The following is a 19,323-nucleotide window of genomic DNA, read 5'->3' on the forward strand; positions in this document are numbered from 1 at the left end:
GGGATTCAGTTCCACGCCAGGACGCCGGAGCCCCGCGATAGAACATACGCGAATGACTGCGCCGCGCATCGCCTATCTCAGCCCGGCGGTTCCGCCCTGCCGGCCAATGCAGCGCCGCGCCAACCTCCGCCCAAGGCAAGGAACAACGCCACAGTGTCCTGCAGCCGTTGCGCCCGCACTTGAACGGTGCCGAGCACCGCCTGCTGATATTGCAGATCGGCGCTCAGCACTTGAAGGTAGCTGGCTACGCCCGCGCGGTAGCCGGCATTGATCTCATCCAGCGCGGCGCTCGCTGCCGCCTGCTCGCGCAGTTGCGCATCGAGTTGAATCGCATCGTGCTCTAGCGCGCGCAGCACATCCGCCACCTGCTGGAAGGAAGCGAGCACCACTTGCCGGTAGTCCGCATCCGCGGCCTGCAGGGCTTGCTTTGCTGCGCCGCGCCGGTAGTACAAAGTGCCTCCCTCGAACAACGGTGCGAACAGGCTGGCCCCGATACTCCACGCGCCTGCCTGAGCGCCAAACAGGTCGGCGCTGCGGTTGCCCATGCGCGCGTAGTCTGCGCTGAGGGTAAGGCTTGGCAGCATCGCGGCCGTTGCGACGCCGACATCCGCGGTGGCTTGATGCAAACGCGCTTGGGCGGCCAGGACATCCGGCCGCTGCCGCACTAGCTCGGAAGGGACAAGGCTGGGCAAATCGGCCGGCAGCCCAAGGCTGCTGAGGCCAACATTCTTCGTCTCGGCCTGCGCCGGAAAGCGCCCCATCAGCACGGCCTCCAGGTGCGCTGCCTGGTCGCGCTTCTGCTCCAGCGGTGGTAGCGAAGCTTCCAGCGCGGCCAACTGAGTGATCAGGCTGAGTTCGCTGGAATGCGCCATCACCCCGGCGTCAACCTGGGCGTGCGCGATGTCGACCTGTTCGTGCACCACCGCAATCAAGCTGCGGGTCGTGTCGATCTGCGCGGTATAGGCCGCGCGCGCGATCACGGCGTTGACGAGGTTGCCGGTCAAGGTGAGGTACGCAGCGGCAACCGCATAGCGCTGGCCTTCTGCCTGGGCGGCCAAGGATTCAACCGTGCGCCGGCTGCCACCAAAAATGTCGAGCGCGTAGCTGATCGAGGGCCCGAGCGTCCACAACGTGAAAAGACTCGGCGCCCCCATCTGGCCAAGCCTTGCAGGCACGACAGCCTGGCGCGACACATCGGCCGAGGCCGTCACCTGTGGGTAGAACACGCCGGCGCCAGCCCGCAGCAGGTCTTGCGCCGCGCGCAAATTGGCCTCGGCCTGTTGCAGCGTGGGGTTGGCCGTGATGGCCGACTCCATGACGTTGTCCAGCGTCGGGCTGCCAAACGCATGCCACCAATTGGAGGATACGGGTGCAGCAGTAAATTTCTGGGCAACGCCGTCCACCAGGATGGACCCGGCAGGATCACCGTCATGGAGATAGCGGTCAACGTTTGGCGCGGCGGGTTCCCGGAAGTCCGGCCCCACGGCACAGCCCCCGGCGGCCAGCACGATCGCAGCCAAACACGCTGCCCGGCACACGGCCTTCATCACGAGGCTCCCTGCAGGTAGACGTCGACCAGTTGCCCCGGATAGACCGTGAGCTTGTCCGGCTGTTTGAACCGGAAGAGCAAGGGCAGCACGCGCACATCCACCCGCTCCGAGCGCTGATCGGAAAGCTCCACCTTGGGCGAGACATAGGGTTGTACCCGCACGAACTCCAGTGGCACGCTCACATTGGTACCCCGGAAGAACATGCGCGCCTGCACCGTGCTGGACGGCAGGCGGTGCACCAGGATTTCGTCCACGTACACGCGCACCGCCAACTTGCTCTGGCCTGAGCTCATCATGACCAGCGGGACATAGCCCCGCGTATAGGCGTCATACGTGCCTTGCGGCGACACATAGGCCCCGGGCGAGGTATTGATCGACATCACGATGCCATCCGTCGGCGCACGCACGGTGTATTTGTTGAGCAAAGCGCTGGCCGCGGCCGCGCCTTTCAGCAACGCGTCGCGCTGCTTCTGCAGGGTGCGGATGTCGTAGCTCCATGCGCCCGCTCGCGTGAGTTCATACTGGCGCTGTGCGACGGTCAGATTGCCATGGGCCACGCGTACGGCATTGGCGGCATTGTCCATCGCATCACGGCTGACGGCCTTTGGGTTGAGGCGAGCGGCCGCCTCGAGCTTGTCCAGTTGGTCCTGCACCGTGCGCAGGCTTGCATCCGCCGCTGTCACCTGCGCGCGCGTGACTTCCAGCGTCTCTTTGCGCGGCTGCGCCAGCAGCGCGTTCAACTGCGCGTCAACGGAGTCCGCCTGCGACTGCTGTTGCGCCGTCAGGGCACGCTGCACAGAATCTTCGATCTGGATCAGTGCATCGCCCTGCTTCACCGCCTGCCCCTCCTGGACAAGAATGCGCGCGACGGTGCCTGAGACCTCGGAATACAAGTTCAGATTGGCGCCACTGGATTGATCGCTTTCGATGATCCCGTTGGCGTAGATGCCCGTTGCATACGGATTCGCGGCCGCCTGAAAAACGGGCGGCAGCGGCGGGCTCTGCCGCGCGTAGTAGATGGCAGCTCCGAGCCCGGCCAGCAGGCCGATTACCGAGAGCATCAATAGCCAGCGGATCTTCATCGCGCGTCTCCCGATTCCGCATCTCCGCGTTCGATACGGCTCAGGTGGCCGTCCTCCATGTCCAGGATGCGGCTGGCCATATCCAGAATGCGTGCATCGTGCGTCACGATCACGATGCAGCGGTGCTCGTTCAGAATCTCCGTCTTGACGAACTGCATGATCGAACGGCCGGTATCGCCATCGAGCGATGCCGTCGGCTCATCCAGGATCAGGATGTCTGGCTGGGTGACGATGGCCCGTGCAATGGCCACCCGCTGCTGCTCCCCGCCGCTTAACTTGACCGGCGGCAATTGAGCACGGTTCTTCAGGCCAACCACCTCCAGGTAGTGCATGGCACGCTCCAGTGCCTCATCCCAGTCGACGCGTCTAAGAATGAGCGGAATGGCAACGTTCTCCAGCGTGGTCAAGCGCGGAAACAGGTGGTAGTCCTGGAACACGAAGCCGATCTTGGCGAGGCGGAAATCCGCCAGGGCATCGGCCCCGAGGCTCCAGATATCGACACCGTCGACCACGGCATGGCCGCCGTCCGGGCGCAGGATGCCGGAGATCACGCTCAGCAGCGTGGTCTTGCCGCTGCCCGACGGCCCGACGATGAACAGCACTTCGTTGAAGTAGGCCTCGAAGCTGACCTGCTGCAGCGCACGCGTGCGCGCCTCACCTTCGCCAAACCATTTGTCGAGCGCCTGTGCGGCAATGGCGACGTTGGCCACGATTACCCCCGGAAGATGTCAAAGGGCTCGATGCGCAGCACTTTGCGTACACCGATATAGCCCGAGATGGCGGCGATGACGATCACCATGGCCAGGGCGAGCACGAGGTTCGCGAAGGTGATCATGGCCGCGTAGTCCGGAATGCGAAGCCGCGCCAGCGCAATGGATGCCGCGCATAAGCCGATCCCGAGCCCATAGCCCACCAGTGCTACGAAGGTGGCCTGAAACACGATCATCATGACCAGTTCATGCCCCTTGGCCCCAATGGCCTTGAGCGCACCAAACCGTTCGAGGTTTTCCAGGATGAAGGTGTAGAAGGTCTGCCCCGAGATCGACAGCCCCACGATGAAGCTGATCACCGTCATCAACAGGATATTGGTGCCCAACCCCGTCTGGTACGTGTAGAAGTGCGAGATGCGGCCGATGAACTCTTCCTTGGTCAGGGCGCGATACCCGAGCCGGTCAACCGCATGTTCAATGGCGGCAACATCGGCTTCGCTCTTGGGTTCGATCAGGATGTACGACATCGTGTAGCGCGTACTCGGCAGGTACTGCAAGGCGCGGCTGTACGTGGTGTACAGCGTGGGGACGCCAAACAGTCCACTGCTGACAACCTCCCCTACCCCCACGATCACGCCGCGGTGGTCATTGATCTCGAACTCCGAGCCGATATGCGGGTTCTCAAGTTTGCCGAACTCGGCATCCTGAATGACGATGAAACCGTTCTCGCCGTAGATATCCTCGATGCGACCGTTGAGCATGCGCGGTCGCCCAAACAGAGTGGTGTCGTCGATGCCGACCACGGTCACGGGTTGATACGTTCCGCTGGTCAGGCGCACGAGCGCCCCACCCGAATACAGCGGCACGGCAAACTTCACGCCATCAATGCTGCGCACCGCATCCAGCACGTAGTCCGGCATGCCGATGGTGTTGGCCACCGTATTGACAGCCGGGTCCATGACCCACATGCGCGCGCCGATGTTGTACACAGCGGACGACGACCGGTTGAGGACCCCAGCAAATAGCGAGGTCATCTCGATCATCAGAAACACGGCAAAGGTGATGCCCACCAACAAGCCGCTCAGCTTGGCCTTGTCATTGACCAAGAGCTTGTAGGCGAGTTTGAGAATGGCTGGCACGTGCCCCCCCGAGGCGATGCACGGCGGCAAGTGTCAGGTCTCGGGGTAACGTTCGAACAGCCCAAAATGGGCCGCATGCCGAGCCATCAGAAGCCGGTGCTTGTGCCTCAACGATAGCGAGTCATGCGCCCAGGCATTTGATATGCCGCAAAGCGGGAGCGTGTCGTGCGGCGGCTGCGCTACAGCGTGTCGTCGTCAGAAAACAGGCGATGACGTATCGCATAGCGCACGAGCGCGGCTTCGCTGGACACCTGCAGCTTGTCCATGAGCCGCATCTTGTACGTGCTGATGGTCTTGGCGCTGACGCACAGGCTGGTGGCGATCTCGGTCAGCGGCTCTCCGCGCACGAGCCTGCGGTAGACCTCCATTTCTCGGTCAGATAAGCGCGTGTGTGCGGCCTCTTCGCTGGCCTCACCCAGGCTGTGTGCAAGCTTCTCGGCCATCGGCGGGCTGACATACGTGCCGCCGCGCGCCACCTTCTGCAGCGCCGTCACCAGTTCAGTCGCGGCGCTTTCCTTGGTCAGGTAAGCTGCCGCGCCGGCGCGGAAAGCGCGGGCCACATATTGCTCTTCCGCATGCATGGTCAACACCAGCACACGCACCGTCGGATGATCGTCGTGCAACTGGCGCAGCAATTCCAGGCCGCTGCGCCCCGGCATTGACAGGTCAAGCACAATCACCTGCGGCTGGTGCTCACGCACGAGCTGCAGTACCTGTGTGCCGTCGGACGCTTCGCACGCGACCTCGAAATCGCCGGCACGCTCCAGGATATGGCGCACACCGTCGCGCATCACGGCGTGATCGTCGGCAATCATCACGCGGATCATGATCCGGCCTCCTCGCGCGCATCGTGGGTGATGGGAAAACGCACACTCAAGCGAAAACCGCTGTCGGGCGCATGCACAATCGTGGCTTGACCACCCAGCAGACGCGCACGTTCACGAATGCCCAGCAGCCCCAGCGGCTTGCGCTCACCGGGGGCGGGTGGCGCACCGCTCCAGCCACGGCCATTATCTTGAATCGACAACTCAAGCATGTCGCCAGCCTGGCCGAACGCAATCTCAACACGGGTGGCATCGGCGTGGCGCACCACGTTGTTGAGCGCCTCCTGCACGATCCGGAAAACAGAAATCGCCGCGCGCTCCTGCATCGGTATCTCCTGAGCGTGCACATTGACGATCAGCCCAAAGCGCTGGCGGAAGGTCTTGGCAATCCAGTCGATGGCGGGTACCAGCCCGAGCTCATCGAGCAGCGGTGGCCGAAGATCCGCTGAAATCTGTCGCACTGCCGCAATGGTCTCGTCAATCACGCGTTGCATGGCCTCCGTTTGGGCAACCAATGCCTGGGCACCCTCCGCTGCCTGCAGATCTGCCGCCAGCAGCGAGATATCCATCTTGAGCGCGCTCAGGCGCTGACCCAGATCGTCATGCAGCTCACGGGCGATCCGATGCCGCTCTTCCTCGCGCGTCGCCAGAATGCTATCCGACAGATGCTGCAACTCTTCCTGCGAGCGCCGCAATGCTGCTTCCGCCCGCACCCGCTCGGTGGTGTCACGCAGCATCACGGTGAAGAGCTTGCCGCCGTTGACCTCGATCTGCGAGATGGACGCTTCAATCGGAAATTCGCGGCCATCCGCATGCAGCGCGAACAACGGGCGCTGCTTGCCCATCTGGCGCTCCGATACACCGGTCACCCCAAAGCGCCGTACATGTGCCTCGTGTGCACCGCGAAACCGCTCGGGCATGAAGTCAGACAGCGGGCGGCCGATGGCGTGTTTGGCCGGGCATCCAAACAAGGTTTCCGCCATGGGATTGAATAGAACAACGCGCTGGGCATCGTCCACGGAAATAATCGCCTCCATGGAGGAGCGGATGATGCCCGCCAACCGAGCCTCGCTCTTCTCCAGGTCGGTCAGATCCTTCGCCACCGCCGCACGCAGCATGCGAAGCCGCAGCCAGTAAAAGACCAGCGCCAGGACCGCTCCCATGCTCGCCAGGGCAAGCAGCACGAACGGTGCATCCCGAGCCTGAAGCGCCACGGCAAGCCACGTGACCGACGCAGCCAGCAACAGAATGGCCAACCCGCCCGCCGCCAACTCGGCCGGTGTGGAACGCGATAACAGCAGGCGCCTGCGCGACGCCTTCGAGGAATGCCTGTCTTGTTCCGCCACGAACGCCACCAGGAGGGCTGAGATGGACACAAACATAGCCCATTCCGGCGGCTGGAGATACTAGCCGTGTGATTGAGGCGCCTCAGGAAAAACCGTCGTGGCTGTCAGGGATTCCTGACAGTGCTACGGCATAACCGGACGCACATCTCAGCGCCGCCTGATTTCGCGCAAACGCGCCACCTCCGATACTGAGCATACGGACACCGAACCACGGCTGCATGCGGTGACCGATCCCGCCGCCCCAGATCCAGTGCGGGAGCCACAGACAACGCATGCTCTTTCGGAGACCTTCATGATTCAGAGCACACTCAAAGCCCCAACATCTGCCGACGTGGTCCACCCCATGCCCGTGCGTCAACTCACGCTGGTCCGCGATGCAACCCAGGGCTGCCAAACAGCGAGCCCGGCGCTGAGCACCCAGTGCGGCAACTGCATGATGCATTGGGCCTGTATTACGGGGGCTGTGCCATCTACGCAACAGGAACGGCTGGATCGGATGGTGCATACCTGGCGCAAGGTCGGCAAGGGCGAATCGCTCTTCCGTGCCGGGGATACCTTTCATGCGCTGTATGCAATCCGTTCGGGCTCCTTCAAGACGGTGGTGTCGCACCCCAACGGCTCGAACCATGTCACGGGCTTCCAGTTGGCAGGGGAAACCCTTGGCCTTGACGGTATTGCGGCAGATCGCCACACGTGTGACGCGATCGCCCTGGAAGACAGCACCGTCTGCTCGATGCCCTTCCATTGCGTCGAAGACCTGTGCCAGGACATTCGCCCGCTGCAGCGCCGGCTTCACCAGTTGATGGCAGAAGAAATCGTGCGCGAGTCCGGGCTCATGCTGTTGCTGGCAGACCTGACTGCCGAGGCACGCGTGGCGACCTTCTTGCTGAACCTGTCCTCACGGATGCAAGACCGGGGCTATTCGGGTTCCAGCTTTACGCTGCGCATGACACGTGAAGAGATCGGCAGCTATCTGGGTATGCAACTGGAAACAGTGAGCCGTGCACTGTCGAAGTTCCAGCGAGAAGGCTGGATCGCCGTGAACGGCAAGCAGATCGAGATTGCCAACAAGACTGCCCTCAGCGAGCTATAGCACTTGAGTCATGCATACCCGTCGGAGCAAGAAAAGCGAAAACGCCGCCCAAATGGGCGGCGTTCCTTATTCGTGCTTGGTGGTCATGGCGCCAGTTGCAGTTGGTCAATGACTTCCGTCACCCCAGGCGCCGACCATGCAGCCCCCTTGGCGGCATTACGCTCCGATGCAGAGTCGACGCGCCCGCTCAGCGTCACCGTCCCGCCGTGAACGGAGATCTGGATATGGTTGGCTTCACGCTCGGCATGCCGCTTGAGTGCAGCTCCGATCTGGTGGGCAATGTCAGCCGGCACCGCGCGTGCCTTGATCGTCAAGCGGTTGATCAATCCGGCCACGCCGCGCAGCGAGCCGACCGCATGTGCCGCCAGCTCACTCTGGTACGGCCAGTCCACCTCGCCCGAGAGGGTTACCCAGCCGTTCTCCACCAGAACCGCGATACGGCTGGAAGGCAGACTGGCGTGCCATTCCAGTGCCGATCGTGCCGCTTCAGCAACATCCGCATCCGTATGGGCGCCGGGCAAGCGCACCTCGACCTTCTGGACCACCCCGCGCACACCCGCAACCCGCTCGGCGGCGCGCTCGGCGGCGACTTTCTCCAGGTAGCTGTGCACGTGCCCGGTGAGTGTCACCACCCCGTGGTCGACCTCCACACCAATGCCCGCGGCATCCACCGCGGGCTCCCAAAGCAGCTCATCGTTGACGTCCTGCTTGATACCCAGATCGCTTTTCATACGTCACCTCTACTGTGCTCACACCGCCCTTGCTAGCCCCACCGGCGCTCGCGTGCTGCCTGACAGGTCAGGCAGCACTGCGCGGTCGGCTGGGCTTGCAGGCGCAAGAACGGAATCGCCTCGCCGCAATCCACGCAGATGCCATACCGATCATCCTGCATCCGTTCGCGTGCAGCCTCGATCTGCACCAGTTCATTTCTGTAGTGCGCGAGCATGACGTCATTGGCCTGATCGCCCGCTTTCTGGTCCGCCAACTCTGCATACTCCGTCAGTTCCCCACGCGGCACCGGCTTGATTGCCGCATCGAGCGCAGCCAGCTGGCGCCGTGCACGCGTCTCCTGCTCATCCAACAACGCAACGAGCCGCTGCCATTGCGCCTCGGTAAAACGGGTCATACCCAGGCTCCTGCGATTGATCGGGTGTGAAGTGGGTGCGCGAGGTTCAAGCCTCGGTAGGGGAAAGCCACGCCGGCCGCCGTTTGGATTGCGCCCACTTGCCAGCCGTTTTCACCTGGTCGATAAAGCCCGCGATCTCACTGTGCGAAAGGCCATTGAGCACATCTCGCTGGCACAGCGCCAGCACCGGCGCCGGGACCGCGGAGGTCACGCGCATGACCTCTTCAATGGCATTGAATGCCCCACGCGAAGCCATGACGCAGATCACCGACAGATTCGCCGAGAACGGCGACTGGTCAATCAGGAAGTCCCGCATGGGCGAGGCCAGGTGCCCCATCCAGATCGGCGCCAGCACGACAACCTGCTCGACCTCATCAAGTGGCGGCCCTGCATAGTGGTACTTGGTGCGCTTGCGGAATAGTGTCTCGATCACGCAGCGCAGATCGCCGAGCAAGCCGGCGCGCGGATACTCATCCGAGACTTCGGCAAGCTGCCAGCCACTCTGCGCTGCCATTTGCTCTGCCACCAGACGCGCCGTACCGGTGCGCGAGTAATACACGATCAAGTTCTTTTCCATGACAGACATCCCGTGATGTGCAAGAGAGAGCGGTATGCTGGTCCTGGTTAGGACCCCACCCACAAATGGTCGATGACGGCGCGCACGCCGGGCGCATCCCAGGCAGCGTCTCGTGCGGCACGGCATTCATTCAGGTTGCGCAATGGCCCATAGAGCGTGACCGTGCCATCTGCCACCAAGACATTGACCCGTTTGACATCCAATGCGGCTTGGCGTTGAAGTGCCTTAGTGATGCGCTCGGACAAGTCGGCCGGCCCAACGGCGTCGCGTAGCGTCAAAGCGTTGGCCACCGACGTCACGCCGCGTACCCTGCGCACGGCATCCAATGCGGCGCGGCGTTGGAAATCCTGATCGACCTCGCCCCGCAGGGTCACGGCACCGTCCTCGACGGTTACGCGAATAGCTTCTGCGGGCACGGAGGTATTCCAATGCAGGGCATCAGCGATGGCCTGGGCGATTTCCTCATCCGGGCGCCGCATATCAGGCGGCACGCGCACCTGCACATGCACAACGAGTGCGGTCACGCCAGACACGCGGCGAATGGCCTCCTCCGCGGCATGCTTGTCCGCAAAGGTATCGACGCTGCCCGAGATCGTGACCACGCCGTTCTTGACGCGGACGGCAAACCGGTCGGCGTCCACCGCCGGATCCCATTGCAGCTCGTCCTCCACATCGCGCTTGAGCTGGATATCGTTCTTCATGGTGTTCTCCTGGAACAGCACGCACTCTCAGTGAGACATCAGGACCGGAACGGTCATCGTCTTCAGCAAGGTGCGCGTGACCCCGCCCAACACCAATTCGCGCAGGCGGCTGTGCCCGTAGGCACCCATCACGATCAGGTCGGCACCGAAATCGGAGGCGCGCGACAGCAGCATCTCGCCAATCGCCACGTCGGAATCGACGCAACGCGCTTCTTCAACTGTCGAGTCAATGCCGTGCGCCTTCAGGACACGAGCGACCTGGCCAACCGTTGTGTCTTCCGCCCAGTGTTGGGGGCGATCTCCTGTCATTTGCAGCACCTGCACGGTCGCCCCCGGCATCAATGGCATGGCGTCGTGAAGCGCGCGCGCAGATTCGCGCCCACCGCCCCATGCCACCAGGAACCTCCGCGCCACGCTCGTAAAGTTCCCTGCATATGGCACGACCAGCACCGGCCGGCCCGACTCAAGGATCAGCGTTTCGACAAAGTCGGGCGCAACGAAGCCCTCCATGTCGCTTGAATCCTCTTGGCCGACGACCAGCAGATCCGCCTCGCGCGCCTCGCGCAGAACCAGCGCCAGCGGATCGCCTTCGACCGCTCGCCATTCCGTCTCGATGGCAAGCGACTGCGTCGCCTCACGAAACCGCATCTGCACGACATCTCGCACACGGGCTTGACGATTGCGGTCTTCCTCCAGATAACGCGCTGCGCTTTCCATCCTGTAGAACCAGGTCGGCGGCGGAACAAAGCTGGCGTAGACGGCGATAAGCTTGGCGTGATGCGCTTGCGCATAGCACGCGGCAAGCTTGAGGCGGTGCACTGCGCGCTCGCTGGCATCCAGATGCACCATCACACTGGCGTAGGTCATGATCGGATTCCGTTCGTTGTCAGAAAAGGAGGCGGACTACGCGATGGCAAGATTCGAGAGTGGTTCCGTGATGGTGTGCTCAGATTCGGGCGGAACGGCCCGCACCAGCAGCACCGGCAGCTTGCTCTGCCGTGTGACGCTTTCCGCCACGCTGCCGAGCAGCAAGCGCCGGAACCCGCGTCGGCCATGCGTGCCGAGCACCACCAGCTTGGCATCGGCGTCGCTGGCGGCCTGTTCAATCGCCAAGCCAACATCGAAGCTGCCGAACGGGTCATCCACGACTTGCGCCTTGACGCGCACGCCGGCTTTTTCGGCCTTGGCTTTCGCGGTGGCGACGATTTGCTTGCCGGACTCGATCAGAATCTCGGTGAATCTAGAGACGTCGATATAACCAACGTCGTACTTGAGGTAGCTGTTGTCGATCACGTGGGCGATGACGAGCTCGGCGTCGAGCTTGCGTGCAAGCTGAATCGCCTCGTCCAGCGCGCGATCTGCCGTAGGGCTGCCATCCACGGCTACCAGAATCCTGTCGTACATGATGTGCCTCCGCACAGAATCAGTCAGGCGCCCAACCACGGGCTTTCGTGATTCCATGTTGGCTCACCGGATAAATCGCCCCTTGATTTACATCAGCGTTTTCCCATCGGTGAAGATGCCGACCACCACTTGATCTACCTCAAAGAGGTGGGGCCGCCACTCGCTAGACTCCTCCGCTATCCACCGCGACCAGCGACCAAAACGGAGGGTTACAACATCTTGTGCGGGATCAACCTCCGAAACTTGTCCGTTCATATAGTGAAAACGTACGCGCATCGGAGTTCAGCATGAGGATCAACGAGATTTGCTCGCGCCGCATCGTCCACGTTCCGGCATCGGCCACATTGCAGGCGGCGGCGCGCCTGATGCGAGATCAGTCCCTACGCGCACTGTTCGTAACGGAGCACGGTGTGACCGGCATGCGGGTCGTGGGCATCGTCACCGACCGCGACATGGTGGTGCACGGCATTGCCAGCCGCACCGACTGCGCGCAGACCAACGTAGCCGACGTCATGACCCGCGGCGTACTGACCATTCATGGTCACGCGGTCATCAGCGAGGCGCTGCGCACCATGCTCGGCCACGGTTTGCACCGCCTGGCGGTGATCGACGATCAGCAGCAACTCATCGGCATGCTGACGCTGGACGACACCATTCGCGCAATGGGCGGTGAATGGACGTTGCTGGCCGGCATCCTTGGCCGTGATCAATGCGCGGATCGCGGCTCAGACACACCATTGCCTCTGACCGTCTCAGACGTTCACCCCATTCCATTTCATTCGTAGGAGTGCCGCCATGTTTCCCAATGTTGGAACCGCCGATCGTGCCGTCCGTATCTTGGTTGGCGTCGTGATGATTCTGCTCGCCTTCTTCGGTAAGGTACCGGCGTGGGTCGGCTGGCTTGGTCTGGTGCCGCTGGTTACCGGCTTGATCCGCATGTGCCCGGTCTACTGGATGCTCGGGATCGGCCGCGATTGACTAGACCGTGATCCAAAACACAGCCCAGATTGCGGCCAGCGCCGTCAGCAAACCAGCGGCGACTTGAACGGCGAACGCCTTACCTCCGCTGCTGGCCACGATCAATTTGGTCAAGGTGTTGGCGGACAAAGCCAGCATGACGAGCACGGCAGCCACCGCGTGCTCTAGCGCTCCGCCTGCCGCCTGGGTTGCGATTGCCGCAGTGGCGGCATGGACATCCGCCAATGCGCCAAACAGCGTAACGGCGGTGACGGCCGCAGCTCCGAACCATTGCCGCGCCACGGCAGCAATCAGCAGTAGCGCCGCCGTCCATAGCCCAAAGCCGATCGCGGCACGCCAATCTATCGACGAGGACGCGCTTTCCCCCACCCTTTGAGCCGGGGCCCTGTCACGCAGGTCCCAAAGCACTGCCCACGCCACCGTCACCAGCACGCCCGCCGCAATTGGCACAGCCAAAGGCCGGAGCAGCGCACGATCGATGGCAGCAACCAGCAACGCCATCTGCAGCAACGTCGCGACATTGGACAGCAATGCGGCAGCAACGGCCCCGCCCACTGGTGAATCTTTCGTGCGCACCCGCGCCGCCATGGTCAGGATCGTCGCGACACTCGACGCAAAGCCACTGAGCAGCCCCGTCAACGGCAGGCCGATACGCTCGCCCAGCCACCGCGCTGCCAGGTGACCTGCATTCCCCGTCACCATGACGAGCAGCACCACCAACCAGAGTGTGTGCGGATTCCACGCCTGCAGCGGGCCCATTGGGCGATCAGGGATCGCTGGCCAGATGAGCAGTGCCGCGACAGCGAGCGTAAGCAAGTCGGCAAGCTCGCGCTGCGTGATGACCGTACGGGCGAACCGATGCAAAGCCGCTTTGGTGTACAGCAGCACCAGCAATACCGTCCCAAGCGCAGCCGCCATTTCCGGCTCGCTGACGGCATAGGCACCCAATAGTGTGGTCGCAACGAGCGCGAGTTCTGTGGTCACGCCCGGATCGGCGTCGGCCGAGTGGTGATAGCCAACGGCAGCGAGCATCGCCACGGCAAGCAATACCGTTGGCACGGCAAGCGGTATCGGAAGGCTCGCCGCAATGGCGCCGGCCAACCCCGCAATGGCAAACGTCCGCATCCCGGCAGGCTGCTCGGCGGTGTCCGGATGGCTTCGTTCTCGCTCAAGACCGATCGCCAACGCCAGACCCAAAGCAACAGAGAACGACAGTAACGAAGACATTCCGGCTCATGGAAGCGACATGTCGATGATTCAGTATGGCCAGCCGTGGCGCGTTTCCATTGATCTGGCGCAGTGTTGCCGCCGCTGCCCACGAGATGGCTGCGCGTCGCTCGTCCATACTGAAACCACACTTCGCACGCGGAGGCCGAAATGACCGATTGCATGCGGGCGATGGTTCTCGAAGCTGCGCGAGCGCCGCTGCACCTGCAACACGTACCCACGCCTGCCCCCGGGCCGGGCGAAGTGCGGATCGCTGTGTCTGTGTGCGGGGTCTGCCGTACCGACCTGCACATCGTCGACGGCGAGCTTCCGCACCCCAAAGCGTCACTCATTCCCGGCCATGAGGTCGTGGGCATCGTCGAGTCATGCGGCGAAGGTGTCTCTTCGCCCGCACTTGGCGAACGTGTTGGCGTGCCCTGGCTCGGCTGGACATGTGGGGCCTGTCCGTTCTGCCTGCGCGGGCATGAAAACCTGTGCGATCACCCTGCCTTCACGGGCTATACGCGCGACGGCGGCTACGCCGAATACATCGTCTGCGACGCCCGGTACTGCCTGCCCATTCCCGAGCGCTATGACGATGCGCATGCCGCCCCGCTCCTGTGCGCCGGCCTGATCGGCTATCGGACGCTACGCATGGCGGGAGATGCACGTCGGCTGGGTATCTACGGCTTCGGCGCCGCAGCGCACCTGGTCACCCAGATTGCGGTGGCTGAGCAGCGCGAAGTCTTTGCCTTCACCCGCCCGGGAGATACCGCCGCGCAGCGGCTTGCGTTGGAGACAGGGGCATGTTGGGCCGGGCCAAGCGACCAGCCTGCGCCGGAGTTGCTGGACGCGGCGCTGATCTTTGCTCCCGTCGGTGCGCTGGTGCCTCAAGCGCTGCAGGCGGTCACCAAAGGCGGCACCGTGGTCTGCGGCGGTATCCACATGAGCGATATCCCCGCATTTCCATATCGGCTGCTATGGGAGGAACGCAGGCTCGTGTCGGTGGCCAATCTGACGCGGGCGGATGGCCTTGCACTGATGCGCGTGGCGGCGACTGTCCCACTGGAAGTTCACGTGACACCGTATCGGTTGCAAGACGCCAATACCGCACTGGATGACCTGCGTGCCGGGCGTGTCGTCGGTGCCGCTGTGCTGAGGGTCATGCCGGAAGAGCGTTGATGTGGGTCAATGGGTTGCGCACGACGCAGCCTACGCTGGTGATATGCGGCACCGTCCCGCACGCACTTTTTGGAGACCGTCATGTACCAACGCATCCTGCTCGCTATCGATGGAAGCCACGCATCGCTCCTTGCACTGCATCACGCCATCGTCGTTGGCAAGGCTACCGGCGCGGAAGTTGAAGCCCTGTTCGTGGCGGACAGCACCGACGTCACGTTCGACATGGTCGGGACGGATACGATTGCCTATGCAAAGCAGGTGGTCGAATACGGCCGCGACACCTTGGCAAACGCCGCGACCAAGCTGGAAACCGCAGGCATCAAGCATTCGACCAAACTGCTGGAGAAGTCCATTGCACCAGGCCAGATCTCGTCCACGATCGTGGCCGAAGCCAATGAAACTGGGGCGGACCTGATTGTGCTCGGCACCCATGGTCGCCGTGGGCTCAGCCACCTAGTGCTGGGTAGCGTGGCCGAAGATGTGGTCCGCAAGACAAACAAGCCGGTGCTCATGGTTCGGAGTGAAGCGGCGGACTAAGGGGCAGCACAGCTTCCAAACGCCTTGTTGTTGCGCAAGATTCGGATATGTTGGACGTCAAGACAGATGACGAACCTAGTCAGACGTCAGGCGTCGTTCGATGAAGCATCAATCATGGCGACAAGCTCCCCGGGCCGCTGTTCTCCAGCCAATCAGTCGGTCACGATGGCGTGATCAGCGGTTGCCACAGAGCGCATCGCTTGATAGCGACCTCGATCGAACAGGCCACGTGGACTGGACTGGCGATGAGCCCGACCGCCCCAAGCACCGCCGCCACGCGCAGCATTAACTCGATGGCCAGCGGCGTTGGCTCGATCTCGCGGGGGATACGAATAAAAAGCTGACCAGAAAAGGCAATACGCGGTGGCCCATTTTTTCCAAACCGCTCCGCCGCTCGCCAAGCCTCAAACGTCGATGGCCGACGTCGAGTTCACCTTGCGGCGCAACTCGTATTTCTGGATCTTGCCTGTCGACGTCTTGGGCAGCGGGCCGAAGAACACCGCCTTCGGCACCTTGAAGCTCGCCAGTAACGTCTTGCAGTGTGCGATCAGCTCTTCGGCGGTGGCGTTGGCGCCGTCCTTCAGTTCAACGAAGGCGCAGGGCGTCTCGCCCCACTTGGCATCGGGCTGAGCGACCACGGCGGCAGCGAGCACCGCTGGGTGGCGATACAGCGCGTCCTCCACCTCTACGCTGGAGATGTTCTCGCCGCCCGAGATGATGATGTCTTTGCTACGGTCTTTGATCTTGACGTAGCCGTCTGGCATGCAAACGCCCAGGTCACCGGTGTGGAACCAGCCGCCAGCAAAGGCCTCGCGCGTGGCCTTCTCGTTCTTCAGGTAACCCTTCATGCAAATGTTGCCGCGGAACATGATCTCGCCAATGGTTTCACCATCGGCAGGCACGGGCTGCATGGTGTCCGGATCGAGCACCGCCACCTGCGACTGCAGGTGATAGCGCACGCCCTGACGCGCCTTCATGGTCGCGCGGTCGTGCTCGGGCAGCGCGCGCCAGGCATCTTGCTCTGCGCAGACAGCTGCGGGACCGTAGACCTCTGTGAGGCCATAGACATGGGTGAGTTCAAAGCCCATCGCTTCCATCTGCGCCAGCACGGCAGCGGGCGGCGGCGCACCGGCCACCATGCCACGCACCGGCCCGCGTAGCCCTTCACGCCAGGATGGCGGCGCGTTGACCAGCGCGGTGTGCACGATCGGCGCGGCACAGTAGTGCGTCACGCCTTCGTCGCGCATCAAATCGAATACCACCTTGGGCTCGAACTTGCGCAGGCAAACATTGACCCCCGCGCGCGCCGCAATCGTCCAGGGGAAGCACCAGCCGTTGCAGTGAAACATCGGCAGCGTCCACAGATAAACGGGGTGCTTGGGCAGATCCCACTCCAGAATGTTGGACACCGCGTTGATGGTGGCGCCGCGATGGTGATAAACCACCCCCTTCGGGTCGCCCGTGGTGCCGGAGGTGTAGTTGAGCGCAATGGCGTCCCACTCGTCGGCCGGCAGTTGCCACGCGTAGTGCGGGTCGCCCGAGGCAAGGAACGACTCGTAATCCGTTTCGCCGAACGGCTCGGCCTGTGGGCCTAGCGCGTCGTGCACGGCAATCACCGTGAGGCCTGGGATTTCCAGCGCCATCTGGCGCGCCAAGTCGGCAAACTCAGAATCGGCCAGCAATACGCGCGCCTCACCATGGCGCAGCATGAAGAGCAGGTTGGCGGCATCCAGGCGGATATTGAGTGCGTTGAGCACTGCGCCCGCCATGGGCACGCCAAAATGGGCCTCAACCATGGCCGGGGTGTTGGGCAACAGCGCGGCCACTGTGTCGCCCCGGCCAACGCCGGCAAGTGTCAGCGCGCTGGCCATGCGGCGGGCACGCGTGTAGGTGTCGCGCCAGTTCTGGCGCACCGGGCCGTGCACGATGGCCAGGCGGTCGCCATACACCTCCGCTGCGCGTGCGAGAAACTCGATCGGAGTGAGCGGTACAAAGTTGGCTGCGTTGCGGGCCAGACCGCTATCAAAATCTGTGGGCATTACGGTGTCTCCATTGCGTGGCGGGCGCTGTTGCTTTTTGTTGGGCAACGCTATCATCGGGCAGCTTCCGCACTCTGTCATCCGGATGACAAATGGCCCGGAAACCGGCGCCACTCCAAGGCTGACAGGATTCTTACAAAACGAACGCGGGACCCATGCACCTGCCTCCACTCCCCTGAGTCACGCACGCCTTCACCATGACCGCACCTCGCGTCCTGTCGCCCGCATCCCAGTTGGAGGGCCACGCGTGGTTTACCGCGCTGGCCCCCGAACACCAAGCGCTTGCCGCACGCGAAACCCTGCTGCAGGCGTTCGAGCCCGGCGCTTTTATCGCGCGGCGCGGCGAACCCTCGCGTTACTGGATCGGGGTGGACAGCGGCCTCATCAAGTTGGCGGTATACACGTCGGATGGGCGTGGCTGCACGTTCTCGGGTGTGCCTGCAGGTGGCTGGTGCGGTGAGGGCAGCGTCATCAAACGCGAAGATCGTCGCTACGACGTGATTGCGATCCGTACCTCGCACGTGCTGCTGGTGCCCGAACACGTGTTCAACACGCTGCTGGCACAGAGCCTGCCGTTTGCCAGCTTTGTGGTGCGTCAACTCAACGAGCGCATGGGCCAATTCATTGCCACCGTGCAGAACGACCGCCTGCTGAGCGCTGATGCGCGGGTGGCGCAAGCGATTGCCCAGTTGTTCCATCCTGCCCTGTACCCCCGCACAAGCACGGTGCTGGAACTGTCACAGGAAGAGATCGGGTTGCTGACGGGGTTGTCGCGCCAACGTGTGAACTTGGCGCTACGGCGGCTAGCCGATGGCGGCATGATCACACTGTCGTACCAGACCATCCGCGTAACCGATCTGGAGCAGTTGCGCCTGTTCGGGCTCTCGGAGCTATAGGCCGCGCCAACACTGTCGTTGCAATGACATTGCCCCGCTTGCGGGCAGGCATAGAATCCTGCGACAGTTGCCGCCTGCCCTTGCCTCGTCACCCATGCCACTCACTAGCAGCACCTACGTTCGACTGTCGCGCCTGCGCTTTCCCTTTGCGGTACGCGTTCAGGCTGAGCAAGGTGACGCCTGCCTGCGTGATGCGAACGGCCGACGCGAGGTACGCCCCGGGGACCCATTTATCGTGCCCGCTTTCGCCCATTTCGGCTGCGACTTGCTGGGCACGCCTTGGCAGCCGATCACCATTACGCTCGCGGCAGTGCCCGATGCCAGTTGTCCACGCATGGCAGCCATCCATCACGACAAACCATGGTCACGCACCTTGGCCAACCTGGTGTTCGAGCACCCGGCGCAGGTATGGAGTGCAGCGACGCTGAGCGAGCGTTGGCAGACGGGCACGCGACAGATGCGCGCACGCCTGTTTGCAGAAGGTGAAGCGTTCAATGCACTGGTGCGCGAACAACGCGCCGCGCAGGCGCTCTATGCGCTGGCCTCGCTGGAAGGCAGTACCGTTCCGTCAGCAGACAAGCTGGGAATGACTGAGACGTTGAAGACGCTTGCTCGGCAAAGCGGTTTGCAATCTATCAACGCATTGAACGCAACCTGCGCCAACCTGTTTGGTATCGAACTCGAACGGTTGATGCCTGCATACGCAGCGACCTCGGACACCACCGAGCATGCTGGCTCTGCGACCTGGACCGGCTGGGACCAGCCACTGGCGTTGAGGGCCTAGGCACCGTCCATCACTACTTCGAGATGGGACGCCCCCTAAACTGAGCAACTCCGTGGTAAAACCAGCGCGAGCGCCTCATCCATCCGATTTGCGCTGATCTTTGCTTGCGCACCCCACCCTCATTCCTTTTGCTCACAGTTTTACTTATT

At 62.8% G+C, this 19,323-nt stretch carries 21 protein-coding genes; 7 read left to right on the plus strand and 14 right to left on the minus strand.

The genetic code is table 11. The features are described from left to right. Positions 1 to 77 precede the first annotated feature (77 nt). The 6 genes from PI87_RS00560 to PI87_RS00585 all read right to left on the minus strand — a co-directional run bounded on the left by PI87_RS00560 (position 78) and on the right by PI87_RS00585 (position 6,687). Positions 78 to 1,547 carry an efflux transporter outer membrane subunit gene (locus PI87_RS00560; RefSeq protein WP_039595737.1) on the minus strand — a complete coding sequence of 490 codons (1,470 nt, stop codon included), beginning with the start codon at positions 1,545 to 1,547 and terminating at the stop codon, positions 78 to 80. Beyond that, positions 1,547 to 2,632: an HlyD family secretion protein gene (locus PI87_RS00565; protein ID WP_039595738.1), complete on the minus strand. Its 1,086-nt coding sequence runs from the start codon at positions 2,630 to 2,632 to the stop codon at positions 1,547 to 1,549. Before PI87_RS00565 ends, PI87_RS00560 begins: the two co-directional genes overlap by 1 nt. Further along, entirely contained in the window at positions 2,629 to 3,342 is a 714-nt protein-coding gene (locus tag PI87_RS00570) for an ABC transporter ATP-binding protein (RefSeq protein ID WP_039595739.1), read from the minus strand. Before PI87_RS00570 ends, PI87_RS00565 begins: the two co-directional genes overlap by 4 nt. Positions 3,343 to 3,344: 2 nt before the next feature. Then, positions 3,345 to 4,481, minus strand: coding sequence for an ABC transporter permease (locus tag PI87_RS00575; RefSeq protein ID WP_039595740.1), 1,137 nt, complete (start codon positions 4,479 to 4,481; stop codon positions 3,345 to 3,347). Between the two features lie 179 nt (positions 4,482 to 4,660). Then, complete coding sequence (locus PI87_RS00580) at positions 4,661 to 5,308, minus strand: response regulator (RefSeq protein ID WP_039595741.1); 648 nt, start codon at positions 5,306 to 5,308, stop codon at positions 4,661 to 4,663. Then, positions 5,305 to 6,687 (minus strand): PAS domain-containing sensor histidine kinase, encoded by a 1,383-nt coding sequence (locus PI87_RS00585; RefSeq protein ID WP_052321355.1) that lies wholly within the window; start codon positions 6,685 to 6,687, stop codon positions 5,305 to 5,307. The genes PI87_RS00580 and PI87_RS00585 overlap by 4 nt, the downstream gene beginning before the upstream one ends. Before the next feature lie 256 nt (positions 6,688 to 6,943). Between PI87_RS00585 and PI87_RS00590 the strand changes: the two genes are divergently transcribed. Continuing rightward, positions 6,944 to 7,744 carry a helix-turn-helix domain-containing protein gene (locus tag PI87_RS00590; protein ID WP_039595742.1) on the plus strand — a complete coding sequence of 267 codons (801 nt, stop codon included), beginning with the start codon at positions 6,944 to 6,946 and terminating at the stop codon, positions 7,742 to 7,744. Between the two features lie 83 nt (positions 7,745 to 7,827). Here the strand turns inward: PI87_RS00590 and PI87_RS00595 are convergent, their stop codons facing one another. The 6 genes from PI87_RS00595 to PI87_RS00620 are packed head-to-tail and all read right to left on the minus strand — an operon-like array spanning position 7,828 to position 11,552. Further along, on the minus strand, positions 7,828 to 8,475 hold the full coding sequence (locus PI87_RS00595) for a BON domain-containing protein (RefSeq protein ID WP_039595743.1): 648 nt from the start codon (positions 8,473 to 8,475) through the stop codon (positions 7,828 to 7,830). Between the two features lie 32 nt (positions 8,476 to 8,507). After that, the gene (locus tag PI87_RS00600) at positions 8,508 to 8,870 is read right to left on the minus strand and encodes a TraR/DksA family transcriptional regulator (RefSeq protein WP_039595744.1); all 363 of its coding nucleotides are present in this window, start codon (positions 8,868 to 8,870) and stop codon (positions 8,508 to 8,510) included. 46 nt (positions 8,871 to 8,916) lie between these two features. Beyond that, positions 8,917 to 9,447 carry a flavodoxin family protein gene (locus tag PI87_RS00605; protein WP_039596412.1) on the minus strand — a complete coding sequence of 177 codons (531 nt, stop codon included), beginning with the start codon at positions 9,445 to 9,447 and terminating at the stop codon, positions 8,917 to 8,919. A gap of 47 nt (positions 9,448 to 9,494) precedes the next feature. Then, the gene (locus PI87_RS00610) at positions 9,495 to 10,148 is read right to left on the minus strand and encodes a BON domain-containing protein (protein ID WP_039595745.1); all 654 of its coding nucleotides are present in this window, start codon (positions 10,146 to 10,148) and stop codon (positions 9,495 to 9,497) included. 27 nt (positions 10,149 to 10,175) lie between these two features. Next, a complete protein-coding gene (locus PI87_RS00615; protein WP_039595746.1) occupies positions 10,176 to 11,015 on the minus strand; it encodes a universal stress protein in 840 nt (279 codons plus the stop codon). A 36-nt stretch (positions 11,016 to 11,051) separates the two neighbouring features. Beyond that, positions 11,052 to 11,552, minus strand: coding sequence for a universal stress protein (locus tag PI87_RS00620; RefSeq protein WP_039595747.1), 501 nt, complete (start codon positions 11,550 to 11,552; stop codon positions 11,052 to 11,054). A gap of 287 nt (positions 11,553 to 11,839) precedes the next feature. Here PI87_RS00620 and PI87_RS00630 point away from each other — a divergent pair, with 287 nt between their 5' ends. Next, positions 11,840 to 12,337 (plus strand): CBS domain-containing protein, encoded by a 498-nt coding sequence (locus PI87_RS00630; protein ID WP_039595749.1) that lies wholly within the window; start codon positions 11,840 to 11,842, stop codon positions 12,335 to 12,337. Positions 12,338 to 12,347: 10 nt separating this feature from the next. Then, positions 12,348 to 12,530 carry a YgaP family membrane protein gene (locus PI87_RS00635; protein ID WP_039595750.1) on the plus strand — a complete coding sequence of 61 codons (183 nt, stop codon included), beginning with the start codon at positions 12,348 to 12,350 and terminating at the stop codon, positions 12,528 to 12,530. Here PI87_RS00635 and PI87_RS00640 read toward each other — a convergent pair whose 3' ends face one another. Next, positions 12,531 to 13,757: an MgtC/SapB family protein gene (locus PI87_RS00640; protein WP_039595751.1), complete on the minus strand. Its 1,227-nt coding sequence runs from the start codon at positions 13,755 to 13,757 to the stop codon at positions 12,531 to 12,533. 150 nt (positions 13,758 to 13,907) lie between these two features. On the opposite strand from PI87_RS00640, the gene PI87_RS00645 reads away from it, so the two are divergent. Next, complete coding sequence (locus tag PI87_RS00645) at positions 13,908 to 14,918, plus strand: zinc-dependent alcohol dehydrogenase family protein (protein WP_039595752.1); 1,011 nt, start codon at positions 13,908 to 13,910, stop codon at positions 14,916 to 14,918. Positions 14,919 to 14,999: 81 nt separating this feature from the next. Then, entirely contained in the window at positions 15,000 to 15,455 is a 456-nt protein-coding gene (locus PI87_RS00650; RefSeq protein ID WP_039595753.1) for a universal stress protein, read from the plus strand. Between the two features lie 404 nt (positions 15,456 to 15,859). Here PI87_RS00650 and PI87_RS00655 read toward each other — a convergent pair whose 3' ends face one another. Further along, positions 15,860 to 17,494 carry an acyl-CoA synthetase gene (locus PI87_RS00655; protein WP_039595754.1) on the minus strand — a complete coding sequence of 545 codons (1,635 nt, stop codon included), beginning with the start codon at positions 17,492 to 17,494 and terminating at the stop codon, positions 15,860 to 15,862. Positions 17,495 to 17,691: 197 nt separating this feature from the next. Between PI87_RS00655 and PI87_RS00660 the strand changes: the two genes are divergently transcribed. Together PI87_RS00660 and PI87_RS00665 are read left to right on the plus strand one after the other, a co-directional pair. Further along, positions 17,692 to 18,390 (plus strand): Crp/Fnr family transcriptional regulator, encoded by a 699-nt coding sequence (locus tag PI87_RS00660; RefSeq protein WP_039595755.1) that lies wholly within the window; start codon positions 17,692 to 17,694, stop codon positions 18,388 to 18,390. 94 nt (positions 18,391 to 18,484) lie between these two features. Further along, positions 18,485 to 19,174, plus strand: coding sequence for a hypothetical protein (locus tag PI87_RS00665; protein WP_039595756.1), 690 nt, complete (start codon positions 18,485 to 18,487; stop codon positions 19,172 to 19,174). Positions 19,175 to 19,323: the final 149 nt, after the last annotated feature.

It is taken from the genome of Ralstonia sp. A12 (genome assembly GCF_000801955.1).
In the GTDB taxonomy this organism is placed as follows: domain Bacteria; phylum Pseudomonadota; class Gammaproteobacteria; order Burkholderiales; family Burkholderiaceae; genus Ralstonia.

Coding starts and splice junctions, on each gene's coding strand:
- PI87_RS00560 (WP_039595737.1), bottom strand. CDS start 1,547: ATGAAGGCCGTGTGCCGGGCAGCGTGTTTGGCTGCGATCGTGCTGGCC.
- PI87_RS00565 (WP_039595738.1), bottom strand. CDS start 2,632: ATGAAGATCCGCTGGCTATTGATGCTCTCGGTAATCGGCCTGCTGGCC.
- PI87_RS00580 (WP_039595741.1), bottom strand. CDS start 5,308: ATGATCCGCGTGATGATTGCCGACGATCACGCCGTGATGCGCGACGGT.
- PI87_RS00585 (WP_052321355.1), bottom strand. CDS start 6,687: ATGTTTGTGTCCATCTCAGCCCTCCTGGTGGCGTTCGTGGCGGAACAA.
- PI87_RS00590 (WP_039595742.1), top strand. CDS start 6,944: ATGATTCAGAGCACACTCAAAGCCCCAACATCTGCCGACGTGGTCCAC.
- PI87_RS00595 (WP_039595743.1), bottom strand. CDS start 8,475: ATGAAAAGCGATCTGGGTATCAAGCAGGACGTCAACGATGAGCTGCTT.
- PI87_RS00600 (WP_039595744.1), bottom strand. CDS start 8,870: ATGACCCGTTTTACCGAGGCGCAATGGCAGCGGCTCGTTGCGTTGTTG.
- PI87_RS00605 (WP_039596412.1), bottom strand. CDS start 9,447: ATGGAAAAGAACTTGATCGTGTATTACTCGCGCACCGGTACGGCGCGT.
- PI87_RS00610 (WP_039595745.1), bottom strand. CDS start 10,148: ATGAAGAACGATATCCAGCTCAAGCGCGATGTGGAGGACGAGCTGCAA.
- PI87_RS00615 (WP_039595746.1), bottom strand. CDS start 11,015: ATGACCTACGCCAGTGTGATGGTGCATCTGGATGCCAGCGAGCGCGCA.
- PI87_RS00620 (WP_039595747.1), bottom strand. CDS start 11,552: ATGTACGACAGGATTCTGGTAGCCGTGGATGGCAGCCCTACGGCAGAT.
- PI87_RS00630 (WP_039595749.1), top strand. CDS start 11,840: ATGAGGATCAACGAGATTTGCTCGCGCCGCATCGTCCACGTTCCGGCA.
- PI87_RS00635 (WP_039595750.1), top strand. CDS start 12,348: ATGTTTCCCAATGTTGGAACCGCCGATCGTGCCGTCCGTATCTTGGTT.
- PI87_RS00640 (WP_039595751.1), bottom strand. CDS start 13,757: ATGTCTTCGTTACTGTCGTTCTCTGTTGCTTTGGGTCTGGCGTTGGCG.
- PI87_RS00645 (WP_039595752.1), top strand. CDS start 13,908: ATGACCGATTGCATGCGGGCGATGGTTCTCGAAGCTGCGCGAGCGCCG.
- PI87_RS00650 (WP_039595753.1), top strand. CDS start 15,000: ATGTACCAACGCATCCTGCTCGCTATCGATGGAAGCCACGCATCGCTC.
- PI87_RS00655 (WP_039595754.1), bottom strand. CDS start 17,494: ATGCCCACAGATTTTGATAGCGGTCTGGCCCGCAACGCAGCCAACTTT.
- PI87_RS00660 (WP_039595755.1), top strand. CDS start 17,692: ATGACCGCACCTCGCGTCCTGTCGCCCGCATCCCAGTTGGAGGGCCAC.
- PI87_RS00665 (WP_039595756.1), top strand. CDS start 18,485: ATGCCACTCACTAGCAGCACCTACGTTCGACTGTCGCGCCTGCGCTTT.